The 14,061-nt window shown below is 58.3% G+C and carries 17 protein-coding genes; 10 read left to right on the forward strand and 7 right to left on the reverse strand.

The window, feature by feature from the left end; translation table 11 throughout:
* The first annotated feature begins 89 nt into the window (after window positions 1-89).
* Genes ACR0LH_RS16700 through ACR0LH_RS16715 form a run of 4 tightly spaced genes read left to right on the forward strand, consistent with a single transcriptional unit; the run spans window position 90 to window position 2,173 of the window.
* A complete protein-coding gene (locus tag ACR0LH_RS16700) occupies window positions 90-833 on the forward strand; it encodes an SDR family oxidoreductase (protein WP_480721851.1) in 744 nt (247 codons plus the stop codon).
* Window positions 830-1,438 (forward strand): enoyl-CoA hydratase/isomerase family protein, encoded by a 609-nt coding sequence (locus ACR0LH_RS16705; protein ID WP_480721751.1) that lies wholly within the window; start codon window positions 830-832, stop codon window positions 1,436-1,438. The genes ACR0LH_RS16700 and ACR0LH_RS16705 overlap by 4 nt, the downstream gene beginning before the upstream one ends.
* Window positions 1,435-1,767 (forward strand): VOC family protein, encoded by a 333-nt coding sequence (locus tag ACR0LH_RS16710; RefSeq protein ID WP_480721753.1) that lies wholly within the window; start codon window positions 1,435-1,437, stop codon window positions 1,765-1,767. Before ACR0LH_RS16705 ends, ACR0LH_RS16710 begins: the two co-directional genes overlap by 4 nt.
* Window positions 1,730-2,173: a VOC family protein gene (locus ACR0LH_RS16715; RefSeq protein ID WP_480721754.1), complete on the forward strand. Its 444-nt coding sequence runs from the start codon at window positions 1,730-1,732 to the stop codon at window positions 2,171-2,173. Before ACR0LH_RS16710 ends, ACR0LH_RS16715 begins: the two co-directional genes overlap by 38 nt.
* On the opposite strand, the gene ACR0LH_RS16720 is transcribed toward ACR0LH_RS16715, so the two are convergent.
* Window positions 2,174-2,470 carry an HNH endonuclease gene (locus ACR0LH_RS16720; protein ID WP_170415711.1) on the reverse strand — a complete coding sequence of 99 codons (297 nt, stop codon included), beginning with the start codon at window positions 2,468-2,470 and terminating at the stop codon, window positions 2,174-2,176.
* Between the two features lie 48 nt (window positions 2,471-2,518).
* Here ACR0LH_RS16720 and ACR0LH_RS16725 point away from each other — a divergent pair, with 48 nt between their 5' ends.
* Entirely contained in the window at window positions 2,519-3,703 is a 1,185-nt protein-coding gene (locus tag ACR0LH_RS16725) for a TIGR03862 family flavoprotein (RefSeq protein ID WP_480721757.1), read from the forward strand.
* On the opposite strand, the gene holA is transcribed toward ACR0LH_RS16725, so the two are convergent.
* From holA to ACR0LH_RS16745, 4 genes are all read right to left on the reverse strand, one after another.
* On the reverse strand, window positions 3,700-4,728 hold the full coding sequence (gene holA, locus ACR0LH_RS16730) for a DNA polymerase III subunit delta (protein WP_480721758.1): 1,029 nt from the start codon (window positions 4,726-4,728) through the stop codon (window positions 3,700-3,702). The genes ACR0LH_RS16725 and holA overlap by 4 nt on opposite strands.
* Window positions 4,725-5,216: an LPS assembly lipoprotein LptE gene (gene lptE / locus ACR0LH_RS16735; RefSeq protein WP_480721759.1), complete on the reverse strand. Its 492-nt coding sequence runs from the start codon at window positions 5,214-5,216 to the stop codon at window positions 4,725-4,727. Before lptE ends, holA begins: the two co-directional genes overlap by 4 nt.
* Complete coding sequence (gene leuS / locus ACR0LH_RS16740; RefSeq protein WP_480721760.1) at window positions 5,203-7,737, reverse strand: leucine--tRNA ligase; 2,535 nt, start codon at window positions 7,735-7,737, stop codon at window positions 5,203-5,205. Before leuS ends, lptE begins: the two co-directional genes overlap by 14 nt.
* 72 nt (window positions 7,738-7,809) lie before the next feature.
* A complete protein-coding gene (locus ACR0LH_RS16745) occupies window positions 7,810-8,298 on the reverse strand; it encodes a DUF3576 domain-containing protein (RefSeq protein ID WP_170388778.1) in 489 nt (162 codons plus the stop codon).
* Between the two features lie 282 nt (window positions 8,299-8,580).
* Between ACR0LH_RS16745 and ACR0LH_RS16750 the strand changes: the two genes are divergently transcribed.
* Both ACR0LH_RS16750 and ACR0LH_RS16755 read left to right on the forward strand, forming a co-directional pair.
* Window positions 8,581-9,642, forward strand: a complete 1,062-nt coding sequence (locus ACR0LH_RS16750) for a porin (protein WP_480721761.1) — start codon at window positions 8,581-8,583, stop codon at window positions 9,640-9,642.
* 100 nt (window positions 9,643-9,742) lie between these two features.
* Window positions 9,743-10,402, forward strand: a complete 660-nt coding sequence (locus tag ACR0LH_RS16755) for a YggS family pyridoxal phosphate-dependent enzyme (protein WP_480721762.1) — start codon at window positions 9,743-9,745, stop codon at window positions 10,400-10,402.
* Here ACR0LH_RS16755 and ACR0LH_RS16760 read toward each other — a convergent pair.
* Window positions 10,386-10,886 (reverse strand): L,D-transpeptidase family protein, encoded by a 501-nt coding sequence (locus ACR0LH_RS16760; protein ID WP_480721763.1) that lies wholly within the window; start codon window positions 10,884-10,886, stop codon window positions 10,386-10,388. The genes ACR0LH_RS16755 and ACR0LH_RS16760 overlap by 17 nt on opposite strands.
* Window positions 10,883-11,977: a GTP cyclohydrolase II gene (gene ribA, locus ACR0LH_RS16765; RefSeq protein ID WP_480721764.1), complete on the reverse strand. Its 1,095-nt coding sequence runs from the start codon at window positions 11,975-11,977 to the stop codon at window positions 10,883-10,885. The genes ACR0LH_RS16760 and ribA overlap by 4 nt, the downstream gene beginning before the upstream one ends.
* A 161-nt stretch (window positions 11,978-12,138) precedes the next feature.
* Between ribA and ACR0LH_RS16770 the strand changes: the two genes are divergently transcribed.
* The 3 genes from ACR0LH_RS16770 to ACR0LH_RS16780 all read left to right on the forward strand — a co-directional run bounded on the left by ACR0LH_RS16770 (window position 12,139) and on the right by ACR0LH_RS16780 (window position 13,980).
* Window positions 12,139-12,825 carry a response regulator transcription factor gene (locus ACR0LH_RS16770; protein ID WP_170415695.1) on the forward strand — a complete coding sequence of 229 codons (687 nt, stop codon included), beginning with the start codon at window positions 12,139-12,141 and terminating at the stop codon, window positions 12,823-12,825.
* Between the two features lie 358 nt (window positions 12,826-13,183).
* Complete coding sequence (locus tag ACR0LH_RS16775; RefSeq protein ID WP_170485769.1) at window positions 13,184-13,519, forward strand: hypothetical protein; 336 nt, start codon at window positions 13,184-13,186, stop codon at window positions 13,517-13,519.
* The gene (locus ACR0LH_RS16780; protein WP_480721766.1) at window positions 13,519-13,980 is read left to right on the forward strand and encodes a hypothetical protein; all 462 of its coding nucleotides are present in this window, start codon (window positions 13,519-13,521) and stop codon (window positions 13,978-13,980) included. Before ACR0LH_RS16775 ends, ACR0LH_RS16780 begins: the two co-directional genes overlap by 1 nt.
* Window positions 13,981-14,061 lie beyond the last annotated feature (81 nt).

Here is a 14,061-nt window from a genome sequence, read left to right on the forward strand (position 1 = left end):
CGGGCGTCAAGGGGCAAGGGGTGGACCCTTTCCCCGTTCACGCGGTAGAGGTTCACACATTCTCAAGACAACGGAGATACAGGGTTCACATGCAAGGGAAAACCGTACTGATTACAGGGGCCAGCCGCGGCATCGGGGCCGAGGCAGGGCGTGTTTTTGCCGCAGCCGGGGCAAACGTCGCTCTGGTCGCGCGCAGCCGCGATCAAATTGCAACCTTGGCCGAGGCGCTGGGCGAAAACGCAATGGCGCTGCAATGCGACGTAAGCGATTTTGCGCAGGTGGAACAAGCCGTTGCCGATTGCGTGGACCGGTTCGGCGGATTGGACGTTTTGGTCGGGAATGCGGGTGTCATCGACCCGATCTTTCACATGTCCAGCGCCGATGTCGCGGCGTGGAGCACGGCGATCGACATCAACCTGAAGGGCGTCTTTTACGGCATGCGCGCAGCGCTGCCCGTGATGCGGGCAGCCGGTGGCGGTACGGTGCTGACCGTATCCTCTGGCGCGGCGTCAAACCCTATCGAGGCGTGGAGCCATTATTGCGCCTCGAAAGCAGGCGCGAAGATGCTGACCGAGTGTCTGCATCTTGAAGAAGCCATTCACGGCATCCGCGCGATGGGATTGTCGCCGGGAACCGTCGCCACCGACATGCAGCGTGCCATCAAGGCAAGCGGCATCAACGCCGTAAGCCAGCTGGATTGGAGCGATCATATCCCGGCTGACTGGCCGGCCCGCGCGTTGCTTTGGATGTGCTCAGAGGATGCGGATGAATTTTTGGGAACTGAAATTTCGCTAAGGCGCGCAGACATTCGGCAAAGGGTAGGGCTGACGTGATCCAACTGACCAAGACTGACGGATTGTGGACCGTCACTCTCAATAACCCGGACAAGGCTAATGCGTTGACCTGGACCATGCTGACCGAGCTGTGCGAAATAGCCGAAAACGCAACCGACGCGCGTGCCCTGATCCTGACTGGTGCGGGCAAGGTATTCAGTGCCGGTGCCGATCTGGACGAAGCGCGCGCGGGCCTTGCGACCTCGGACCTGTGGGAGCGTTTGTCCGGCGCCATCGCTGCTTTGCCGTGTCTGACGGTTGCTGCGCTGAATGGCACACTGGCTGGCGGTGCCAACGGCATGGTTCTGGCCTGCGATCTGCGCATCGCAGTGCCATCGGCCAAGTTCTTTTACCCGGTGATGAAACTGGGTTTTCTGCCACAGCCCTCGGATCCAAAGCGTATGGCGGCATTGATAGGCCCGGCCCGCACCAAGATGATTCTGATGGCAGGGCAAAAGATCACTGCGGAAGAGGCGTATTCCTTTGGTCTGGTTGATCGCGTTGTTGAGCCTGACCTGCTGATGCAAACGGCGCTTGAATTGGTTTCCGACAGCGTGCAGGCCGATCCCGGGATTGCGCAGGGTATCGCATGGCTGTGCGAATGAGGTTATCCGCCCTTCGGTTGCGCGTTTCCGATCCGGAGCGCTTGTCGACGTTTTACCGCGATGTTCTTGGCATGACGGCCCAAGCTCAGGGCGTCTGCCAGCGTGTGGGCTATGGTGGCCCTGATGCCGACGTGGTCATGATGCCGGGCGGCGGCAAATACAGCCACGATCAGGGGCAACGATATTGGAAGATCGGAATAACCGTACCGGATGTGGATCTGGCTGCGGCCTTCCTGCGCCAAAAGGGGGGGGGAGGTTTCGGACCCGAAGCAATTTCTGGATATCGGTTACATGTGCCATCTGAGGGACCCCGAGGGGTTCGTGATTGAACTGTTGCAGTGGGATTTTGAAGGCAATCGCCCGGACAATGCGGCCAATCCGTCAAACCCGTTTGCAAAAGCGCGCCTTGGTCAGATCACATTGCGCACGGGCGATATCGCCGCCGAGGATGCGTTTTGCCGTGGGCAGGGGATGCGCTTGTTGTCGATGCAGGATGTCGCGCAATACGGGTTTGACCTGCATTTCTATGCCTTTACGGATGAAACGCCCCCGAATGAGGATTTGTGGGCTGCCGACAACCGGGAATGGCTTTGGAAAAGGCCATATACCACGCTGGAGTTTCAGCACGTTGCCGGTGGAACTTTCGCCCCCTCTCCGGACTATCGCGGGCTGGAGGTCAGCGGGCTTTCGTCCCCGGTACATGACCCGTTCGGGGACAGAGTTTGGCCCGGTTGACTATCGCGCCCGCCTGCGACCCGGCACTTTTGAGCGAAACCCCGGCGGGCGCTTGCGAACCCATTTCAGGAATTTTTCTAGCCTTGGATGAGCGCGCAAAGCCTCTACGGTATTGAACTCGCGCGCCAACTGGCTCTCGGTCAGGGTTGCGTGGACCTCTTTGTGGCAAATTACATGCAGTAAAACGGTCGGCCCGCCCTTGCCCCCTTTGAGTTTTGGGATCAGATGGTGCAGGCTGCCGTCCCCGTCTGGGATCGGGCGGTCGCAAAGCGGGCAGATAGGGTCACTGTTCGACATGGCGCGGTCAGGGTTGCGCTGGACGTCGCAGAAGGCAAGGGGACAGAAATGGCACAGGCAGTTGTGATCGGGGCCGGACCCGCTGGCCTGATGGCGGCCGAAGAACTGGCCGTCGCGGGCCATGATGTTCTGGTGGCTGAGGCCAAGCCCTCGGTCGCGCGTAAGTTTCTTATGGCCGGCAAGTCGGGCTTGAACCTGACAAAGGACGAGCCGTTGGACACTCTTGTGTCGTTCTACGGCCCGGCTGCGGATTGGTTGCGCCCGATGCTCGCAGAGTTCAACGCGGCTGATGTTCAGGCTTGGGCGCGTGATCTGGGGCAAGAGCTGTTCACCGGGTCCACAGGGCGGGTCTTTCCAACAGCGATGAAGGCGTCACCGCTCTTGCGGGCTTGGCTGGGTCGGCTCGATAGCTCAGGTGTTCAGATCAAAACGCGCTGGCAATGGGTGGGATGGGACGGTGAGGCTCTTGTGTTTGAGACTGCGCAAGGCCGTCAAAATACCTCAGCGGATGTCACGGTATTGGCACTGGGCGGCGCAAGCTGGTCGCGTCTGGGATCAGACGGTCTTTGGACACATTTGTTGGCGTCAAAAGGGGTTGAGCTTGCGCCTTTTCAACCTGCGAACTCTGCCGTGTCCGTGAATTGGAGCCATCACATGCAGCCTCATTTTGGGGCCGCGCTAAAGTCGGTGCGCTGGATGGCCGGACACATGACGAGCCGTGGCGAGGCCACGATCTCGGCAAAGGGGATTGAAGGTGGTGGGCTGTATTCGCTGACCCCGGCATTGCGCGATGGGGCGCCTTTGTTCGTTGATCTGGTTCCCGATCTGGACGAAGCCGTCTTGAAAACCCGGCTGTCGGCGAAAAAGCCCAAGACCACCCTATCGCAGTGGTTCCGGAAAACGCTCCGCCTGTCGCCGCAAAAGGTCGCGTTGTTTCATGAAATGGCGACGAGCGGCGATCGTTCGACGGATCAATTGGCCCGCGCAATCAAGTGTCTACCCATTGACCACGCCGGTTTGCGCCCGATGGATGAGGCGATTTCGACGGCCGGAGGTATCATGCTCGGGGCGCTGGACGAGAGGCTCATGTTGCGGTCAGTGCCAGGCGTTTTTTGTGCAGGCGAAATGCTGGACTGGGAAGCGCCGACAGGGGGGTATCTGTTGACGGCTTGTCTGGCGACAGGGCGCTGGGCAGGTCGCGGAGCTGCTAATTGGCTGGAGCGCGCGCGCTAACGAGGCTGCGCGAGCATGGCAAGCCGGATCAGCGCCCGCTCAACAAGGGCCATCGCCGGCGCCTTTTGCCCTGCGGACCGAAGCGTCAGGTCAGTATCGGTCAGAACCGTCAAGGCGGTCTGCAGTTTGTGCGCGCCCCAACCTTGCGCTTGCCGAACGATTCGGTCCCGGCGCTTGCCGTAGATCGGGGGACGCATCTTGTTGATACCCTGCGCCGCCCCCCCCGGGTCCGACGCGCAAGCGTATAGCGTGCGAAAATGCCGGGTCGCTCCAATACACAAGGCCACGGCCTCGGTGCCTTGCGATTGCAGCCTGCGGATCAGTGGGCCGATCTCTCCGGCACGACCTTCGGCGACAACATTCAGGACGTCATCCAGAGCGGCCTCGGTCGAGCGTGGTGCGCAGGCCTCAACATCTTCAATGGTCAGTTCCGTGTTGTCGCCAATCTTGTAAAGCGACAGTTTATCAACAGTTTGAGCAAAATCGCCGGGGCTGATTGCAAGGGCCAGATCAGTTAGCGCCGCCATCGATTCGCGTGGGATGTTCTTCAATCCGGCCTGAGTTAGAATGCGCTCGACCTCTCCCCGCGAAGGTGGGTCGTCATAAATGCCGGTTGCATAGGCGGCCGGGTGTGCCTCGAACGCCTTGCGGAGCTTTGAGCTGGCTTTGAGCGTTCCGGCGGTGACAATGATCTGCGCATCTTCAGGGCGCCAATCCTCTAACGCGGAAAGGATTGTCGGCGCGACGGTTTCCCTGGCGTCTTCGACCAGAACCGCACGCGGTCCCGGAAAGAACCCCACAGCTTTTACCGCGTCCAACAACATAGCGGGATCTTCGCGCAGATCCGCGCCTGCCATACGTGTCAGGCGCATTTCTTCTTCGGCATTGGCCCCCAGCAAAGCGGCCAGAACCTGCTGGCGCTTCAGAGCCACTCGCATCGTATCCGAGCCATAAATCAACAAGCCAGTTTTGCCTGCGTCTGGCTTGGCGAAATACCCCTCAGCCTCGCGTGGGCTTAGCTTCATTGGGTCAGACCCGGCGCGGCATAAAGGCGGTTCACGATCTGATCGGACAGAATCACCATCAACCTGTCGGTGGCGTCACGCTCATCCGCCAGCGTCGAAACTGTCGAACCCGCAGCCGAATACCCGACAAAGTCCGAAACATTTCCCGATGTCACAACCTGACCTGTTTCGTTCGACTTAAGGGCAAATCTGGCCTGGCCTTCAATCGTATATCTGTCGGTTTGGTTGGTCGTCCGGATCGCCGCGCGCCGCGTCACGGTGACCACGTTTACGTTCAGTTCGTAATTCTTGACCGAACCCGCACTGCGGCCAAGGCGTTGTTCCAGATTTTGGACCAGCAAATAGCTTTCTACGGTGTTGGGTGCGGAAACCTGAACCTTGCCATACAGCGCCGACCCGGAACCGCCAGGGGCGTAAACCGGTTCAAAGCCGCAGGCGGCAAGCGCCAGTGGCAGCAGCAACAGGGTTCTGCGATCAAACAACGACATTCACGATCCGGCCCGGCACAACAATCACCTTTTTCGGCGCATTGCCATCCAGCGCCTTTTGGACAGCTTCGGTGCTGAGCGCGATTTTTTCAACCTCTGCCTTATCCATATCCTTCGCCACGCTGATTTCCGCGCGGCGCTTGCCGTTGATCTGGATGGGCAGAGTGACGGTGTCATCAACCAGCATCGCCTCATCCGCGACGGGCCAAGGGGCCGTGGCCACCAAGCCCTCGCCGCCCAGCAACTGCCAGAGTTCCTCGGACAGGTGCGGGGTCATCGGTGACATCAACTGAGCCAGCGTCTTGGCAGCCTGACGTTTTGCATCCGCACCTGCCTTGGATTTGGCCAGCGTGTTGGTGAAGGCATAGAGCTTGGCGATGGACGCGTTGAAGCCAAAGGATTCAACACCGCCCGATACATCATGGATGGCTTTGTGCATCTCACGCAGCAGAGCCTTGTCTTCGGCATTGGCCGGAACGTTCGACTCGGCAATCTCGGAGGCGATGCGATGCACGCGGCTCAGGTGCTTGAACGCGGCCTCAGCCCCTGATGCGGTCCATTCCACATCCCGCTCGGGCGGCGAATCGGACAGGACGAACCAGCGCGCGGTGTCAGCACCAAAGGCCGAGATGATGCTGACCGGGTCCACCACGTTTTTCTTGGACTTCGACATTTTGGCCGATGGGATGATCTCGACCTCTGTACCGTCGGCCAGTTTACCGTCGGTCACGTCCTCAGGCAGGTGATAGACCGGGCGGCCATTGGCGTCGCGGGTCTGATAGATTTCATGCGTGACCATGCCTTGGGTAAACAGCGCATCAAACGGCTCGATAGCCTTTTTCGGCAGATGGCCGGTGATGTTCATCGCCCGCGCGAAGAACCGGGAATAGAGCAGGTGCAGAATCGCGTGCTCGATCCCGCCGATATACTGGTCGACATTCATCCAGTATTCGGCCTCGGCCAAATCGGTGGGCGTTTCGGCACGGGGCGCGGTGAAGCGGGCGAAATACCAGGACGAATCGACGAACGTGTCCATCGTGTCGGTTTCACGCTTTGCGGGGGCTCCGCAGGACGGGCAGGTGCAGTCGCGCCATGTAGGGTGACGGTCCAGCGGGTTGCCCGGTTTGTCAAATGTCACATCGTCGGGCAGGCGAACCGGCAGGTTCTCTTTCTTCTCGGGCACCACGCCGCAAGAATCGCAATGAACAACGGGAATCGGGCACCCCCAATAGCGTTGCCGCGAAAGACCCCAATCACGCAGACGGTATTTGGTGACGCCTTCGCCCCAACCGGCCTTTTCTGCGAAATCAACGGTAGCATTGATGGCTTCGTCGCCCGTCGCCTCGGTCAGACCGGCGAAGTGATTCACCCAGCGGACTTTCTCGGTTTTCGGAGGGACAAAGGCGATCTTGTCGACCGGAGTATCGTCCTCCAGCGCAAAGAATGTATCGACCACGGGCAACCCGTACTTACGGCAGAAATCGAGGTCACGCTGGTCGTGCGCGGGGCAGGCAAAGATCGCGCCGGTGCCGTAGTCCATCAGGATGAAGTTTGCGATCCAGACCGGGAGCTCCCAATTCGGGTCCAGCGGGTGTTTTACTTTGATGCCGGTGTCATAACCCAGCTTCTCAGCGGTTTCGATCGCCTCTTCCGTGGTGCCACCTTTGCGGCATTCCGCAACAAATTCAGCGACTTCCGGGTTTTCAGCCTCTAGCTGCTTGGCAATCGGGTGGTCGGGCGAGATACCGACAAAAGAAGCGCCCAGCAGCGTATCGGGGCGAGTCGTGTAAACGGTGATTGGTTCGCCACCATCGGTGCGCTCAAAGCCGAACTGCAGGCCGCGCGACTTGCCGATCCAGTTCTCCTGCATCAGGCGGACCTTGGCGGGCCAGTTGTCCAGAGTGTCCAGCGCGTCCAGCAATTCCTCGGAATAGTCGGAAATCTTGAAGAACCACTGCGTCAGTTCGCGCCGTTCGACCAGAGCGCCAGAGCGCCAGCCGCGGCCATTTTCCACCTGTTCATTGGCCAGAACGGTCATATCGACCGGGTCCCAGTTCACCACGGCGTTCTTGCGGTAAACCAGACCGGCCTCGAGCATATCCAGGAACAGAGCCTGCTGCTGGCCGTAATACTCCGGGTCGCAGGTGGCAAACTCACGCGACCAGTCGATCGACAGGCCCAGCGGCTTCATCTGCCCGCGCATGTCGGCGATATTGCCGTAAGTCCAGTCCTTGGGGTGGCCGCCAATCGCCATCGCGGCGTTTTCCGCAGGCATCCCGAAGGCGTCCCAGCCCATCGGGTGCAGCACATTGTGGCCAGTTGCCAGCTTGTGCCGCGCGATCACGTCGCCCATCGTGTAATTGCGCACATGTCCCATATGGATTCGGCCCGAGGGGTAGGGGAACATCTCAAGCACATAGTATTTGGGCTTGTCCGCCTTGTGGTCGGCGGTGAAAATCCCGGCCTTGTCCCAGGCTTCCTGCCATTTTGCTTCGATTTCGTTGGCCGAGTAGCGCGACATCGTGCGGTCCTTCGTGAATGAAAACGCCGGGTCAGAGCCCGGCGTGGTAATATTGTGATTTTCGGCGGGTTGCTAGAGCTTGTTGTCCGCAATGCGCAACTGACGGGCGCGGGACAGGATGGCATCCTCGACCGCGCGGGTGGTCGCGGCACTGACCGGAGCACCGCCGCTGGACTGCAAGGCCACCGACAACGAGCGCGCCGCCAGCGCAGGATCGCTTATGTGAACCGTGGCCCTATAGGACCGTCCACCACCCGGAGGTGTCCCGTAACCCGTTACAATCACACCCGTAAATGGATCGATTTCCTGAACCGGCAGGAAATTCAGCACATCAAGGGATGCTGCCCACAGATACCTGTTCACATTTGTAACTTGCTCTGCGTTTCTGGTGTCGAACACATCCCAGATGGTCGAACGGTTAGGGTCGTTCAGTTCGCGTTCGCTTGAACGGCCGCTGTCTGTATTAAGCAGATCAGGGTTCGGCGCGGCCCCTCGATTCTGTCCGCAGGCCGACACCGCGGCAGTCACTATGATCAAACCGATAATCGTCTGCAGGCGCATCGTCGACTGGTCCTGTTTCCACTTGGTCTCGTTCGTTCAGTGATACTCCTAGACAAGGTCCAGTTCGGCAACAACCCTCTTATTGTCACATTTCGACGGTATTGCAGACGCTTTGGGGCTGAAAACGGACTGTGGCATCCTTGCACCAATCTGTTGCCAATGCAGCCTGCCTAATTATGCCGACCTTGCGCGAAGGGGGCAAAAAGAGCGAAACGGTTCTCGTGCTGAGACATGTGCTGAGGCATATGTCGAGTAGAAAACTTTGAAACCGAGGGAAACAAGATGAAAAAAGTTCTCTTCGCATCGACCGCTCTGATCGCAACCGCAAGTGTTGCAGCGGCCGACGTACGCTTTAGCGGTTACGGCCGCTTTGGTATTGGATACCAAGAAGACCGCACCGGTTCGGTGCCGAACTTCACCACCACCACCACCACCACCACCAGTGGTGCGATCAGCATCAACCCCAATGTTAACACTGGCTCTACTACTGTTGACACCGACAACACCATCCTGATCTCGCGCTTCCGTCTGAACATCGACGGCGTCGTCGAAACTGATGGCGGCGTTGAGTTCTCGGCTCGTGTTCGTTTGCAGGCTGACGAAAACGCCGGCAACGGCGAAGCAAACAGTGCCGGTCTGAACGGCGCACGTTTCTCGGTCATCTACGGTGGTCTGCGTGTTGACGCGGGCAACGTCGCAGGTGCCTTTGACAACTTGGCAAATTACTACGGTAACGAGCCGGGCTTGGAAAACTTCGTTGGTCAGTACTCGGGTGTTGACTATAGCTTCCTGGGTTACTCGTCGACCGGTTCGGGTTCCAACGCTGTGTTCTTCCAGTACGCAGTTGGCGACTTCGCATTCGGCGCATCGTATGACCAAGCAACCGTTGCATTCGGTGGCGTTCCTGAAGATGCAGACCGCTGGGACATCAGCGCAACCTACACCTTCAACAACATCACCGCTGCTCTGGCCTACGGTCAGACCGATGGTGGCTCGTTCGGCATCGACCCCGAACTGCTGGTCTTCACCCTGGGTGGTGAATGGGGCGACTTCTCGGGCACCCTGTTTGTTGGTGACGAAAGCGACACCGCGCCTCGCGCAAATGGTGACGCAACCGACGACACCTTCTACGGCCTGTCGGCAGCTTACAACGTTGGCGCAGCGACCACTCTGACCTTCGCTTACGGTGACGGTTCGGCTGATGGTGACACCCGTCAGTATGGTATCGGCGCAATCTACGACCTGGGTGGCGGTGCATCGCTGCGCGGTGGTATCGGCGACACCAAAGTCGGCAGCGCAGACAGCACCATCCGTGCTGACTTCGGTGCTCAGTTCAACTTCTAAGTTGATCTGAACCGCAAGGTTTAAGGGCAGGTCTTCGGACCTGCCCTTTTCTTTTGGGCTGACATGGTGTTTTCCTGCCCCAAACTGATTGAGGACCCCCATGTCGCTGCATGATATCGCCGCCCGTATCCAAAAAGCTGAATCTGCCGCAGGGCGACCGGAGGGCTCCGTCAAGCTGATAGCGGTGTCAAAGGTTCAGCCGAATGAGCGCGTTCGCAGTGTTCTGGACGAAGGGCACCGTTGTTTCGGCGAAAACCGGGTCCAGGAAGCCGCCGGAAAGTGGCTGGACTTTATGCAGGACTATTCCGACATTGATCTGCACCTGATCGGACCATTGCAGACAAACAAGGCCCGCCAAGCGATAGAGTTGTTCAGCACCATCCATTCGGTGGATCGACCCAAGCTGGCCAAGACCCTTGCACGGCTGGCGCAGGAGGTTGGCACGTGCCCTGATCTGTTCATACAAGTGAATACCGGAGAGGAGGAGCAGAAGGCCGGTATCCTGCCTGCTGAGGCAGATGCGTTTGTCGCCGAGTGTCGCGCTCTGGACTTGCCGATCATGGGCTTGATGTGCATCCCGCCCGTCGAAGAGGAACCTGCGCTGCATTTCGCGCTGCTTGCCAAGATTGCGGAACGCAACGGGCTGGCAGGGCTGTCCATGGGCATGAGCAGCGATTTTGAGAAGGCGATCGCACTGGGCGCGACTCATGTGCGTGTGGGGTCCGCGATCTTTGGCGAACGGGTTAAACCGCAGGAATAATCAGGCGCGTGTTCGGCGACACCCTTCGGGCGATCCAGTGTAGATGGTCGCGACGAAACGCGACGCAGCCTTCGGTCGGATAGCCCGGTCGTCTCCACTGATGAAGAAAAATTGCAGAGCCACCCTCTGGTACGGCGTTGGGCCAGTTCCAGTCGGTCAGCAGGACCAGATCGTATAACGGGTCCGCGCGGCGCAGTTTTTCATGGCTGAACGGGTAGGGTACGCTGACAAGTTGGTTATAGCGATCGTCGCCGCTGTCATCTGACCACAGATCGCAGGGTCCAATCGGAATGGCCCAGGGCGTTGGCGCCGTGATCCGGTCGGGTCGGTAAAGCATCCCGACGATACGGTGCACACCGGTTGGTGTCGCACCATCGCCTTCGCGCTTGGTGTTGCTCAGCCCGCCCTTGCCGATCGAACATGGCAAGGTGCGCCCTGCAAACCGAATGCCGCGAGGTGTAAGCACAAGGTCAAATGGGGTCACAGCAAGTGGCCCGACTTTGCCGCCTTGGTCGCCAGATACTCGCGGTTATGAGCAGTTTCACCAACCTTGAGCGGAACGCGCTCGGTTACCGCGATTCCCGTCTTTTCCATCATCGCGATCTTGGCCGGATTGTTGGTCAAAAGCCGGACAGAACTGAAGCCCAGCGATTTAAGGATATCCGAACCTAGACGGAAGTCCCGCTCGTCATCCTCGAATCCTAGTCGGTGATTGGCCTCGACCGTGTCGAAGCCCTGATCCTGAAGGAAATAGGCCCGCATCTTGTTGGCCAGCCCGATGCCGCGCCCTTCCTGGTTCAGATACAACAGCACCCCCGCCCCTTCTGATCCCATCTGGGCAAGGGCACCGCGAAGCTGAGGGCCGCAATCGCATTTGAGGCTGCCCATGAGGTCACCCGTGAAACAGGCCGAGTGCAAACGGGCCAATACGGGCTTATTGCGGTCAGGACGTCCGATTTCGATAGCGTAGTGTTCTTCACCGCCATCGTCCGGGCGAAAGACATGAAGACGTCCGGCCTCGGACACTTCCATCGGCAAGCGCGCTGCCACCACTTCGTTCAGGGTGCTGCGGTCCGCCAGATGCGGAGCTGCCCGCGTATGGTCAATACAGGTCAGGCCATGTGCGCCTGCAAAGGTGCGTCCGTCGTCAATGGGAACTACGACGGCTGCAGGAAGCAGCCGCGCGGATTTGGTCAGTGCAATGGCGATGCGGTGTAGGTTGGCGCCGCCCTGACGTTGCGTCATCAGCGGGCCTTTCATCGGCGCGTTCAGATCATCGGACGGGTCGGCGACGGCTTGTACCCAGCCAATGTCGGCGTCCGCAGGTATGACGACGCGCGCAAGGTCGCCGTCATACGCCCGTGCCTTGAGCGTTTCCGCACGTCGCACGGTTATGGCAACGACAGGTTCGCCTCCCAGCCCTCGTAAATCCGCAAGGCGTTGGGGGCTCAGTGTTTCTGACGCGATTGCAAGAACGCTAAAGCCACTGTCATCCGTCAACACGACAGGCACGCCCATTCGCAGGTCTGCGCGGGCGCGTGCAAGCAGTTCCGAGATATCCGGGATAAGACTCATTCATGTTACCCTGTAACGATCAGCCCTTCCTGTAGCCTGATCGAGCAGAAATGTGAAACATTTCCTCATCCTCGGACACGAGGGCGTGAGACGATTGCAGCAAACCTTGTTGATTGCATCTTTCGCGCGCAAGTGGTGGAAAAGGCTTAGGAGGACCAGATATGGCACAGCTTAAGAAAATCCTGCTGGTGGATGACGACGAAGACCTTCGCGAAGCTCTGAGTGAGCAGCTTGTGATGACCGAAGACTTCGACGTGTTCGAGGCGTCCGACGGGCAGTCCGCCATGGAGCGCGCCCGCGAAGCGATCTACGATCTGGTCATTCTGGATGTGGGCTTGCCGGATACCGACGGGCGCGAGCTGTGCCGCCTGATGCGCAAGCAGGGTGTCAAAAGCCCGATCCTGATGCTGACGGGGCATGATAGCGACGCCGATACCATTCTGGGCCTTGATGCCGGTGCCAATGATTACGTTCCCAAGCCTTTCAAATTCCCGGTCCTTCTAGCCCGCATTCGTGCCCAGCTGCGCCAGCATGAGCAATCCGAAGACGCGGTCTTTGTTTTGGGGCCGTATACCTTCAAGCCTGCGATGAAGATGCTGATCACCGAAGATGACCGAAAGATACGGCTGACCGAGAAAGAGACGAACATCCTCAAGTTCCTCTACCGCTCGGCCGATGGGGTGGTCGCCCGCGATGTGCTGCTGCATGAGGTCTGGGGATACAACGCCGGTGTGACCACGCATACACTGGAAACCCACATCTACCGCCTGCGCCAGAAGATCGAGCCTGATCCCTCAAACGCGCGCCTTTTGGTCACAGAGTCCGGCGGATATCGCTTGGTCTCGTAACCTTTGGTGGATTGACTCGGATCAAAGTGATACTCTGAGGGTAAATCAAGTTACTCCCAGCCCGTGCATGTCCGGGTTATGACATGTACCTCCCTGTTGGACTGCCGGGCCTTTGGCCCGGCTTTTTTTGGGGGAGGGGGCGGGTTTGAGCTTAATTTGACAGGTGCTGCGGATTGCATGAATGTCCGCTCATCAATCAAGGGCAAAAAACGGGGCAAAACAAAAGGGAGTTTTGTCAAAGGCTTGTGGCACAAGATTTTTCAATGGTTTTGTTGGATCGTCGATGTGAAATCACAGATCGCTATAGACACACCTCCTAAGACGCGTTATTTAAGAAGGGTCTTGTGTGGGGGAGAAAATGATAAACTACAACGCTGGACGCTACAGTACAACGTTTGCCAACGAGGGCGGCAAAGAGATTTGGGAGTTCTTGGTCAATCCTGAGAACCTTATCCGTATGGAAACAGCAACATATCTTTCCCGTCCCGCGATTGAGCCGCTATCGCCCTTTCTTCTTGAGCGATTTGGCGACCTCGCGAAACAGGATCGAATGAAGCAGATGATGGGTCATATGGTTAGGCAAATAATGGAGAGTAGAGGATACGTTCTTCAGCAGGGCAATGTGAAGATAAGCAGCGCGAACAGCATCTTTTCCAGAGCATCTCGCTACGCCTTGAGTAACGGGACTTCATGATGTCAAAAAGTCAGAAACTCCCCAATATCATTGCAATTTGCGACGATGAAAAAAAGCTACGGAATTGGATTTCCAATGCGAACAGGGAAAAGGTCAAAGAAGTCGAAGACGCGGCTCGAAGACGTCTTATCGAAGTTCGAGCTTTAAAAGACATTGACGATCCTAATGATCCAATTGTCCTGGACTTCTGGAAAAGTATCACCGCATTGGAAAACGAGCTTAGTGAAGAGCGGGGTAAGACAACTAGACTGAGCCGGACCCGGCAAAAGATCGCCAGAGTTGGTGTGGAGAAGACTCTGGCCGACTTGGCTCTTCAGGGTCAGCCGTCCGACGGCTACCACCTTCTCAAAGCGAGAGGTATGCTCGATCTGAGCGCCGAAGCGGTTGTGCTGCGTTATCCCAAGAGGTTTGCTCGAGAAGTTTTGGATGCCGCACGGCTGCGATTGACTTTCGAAACATAAACCACGGAAAATGCGCTTTGATTGGGTGCTTTTGCGTTTCAAAACTACCGATTTTGGCGGTGGATCGAAAGCGTTTCGGTC

The sequence above is a fragment of the Ruegeria sp. CL6 genome (genome assembly GCF_056536465.1).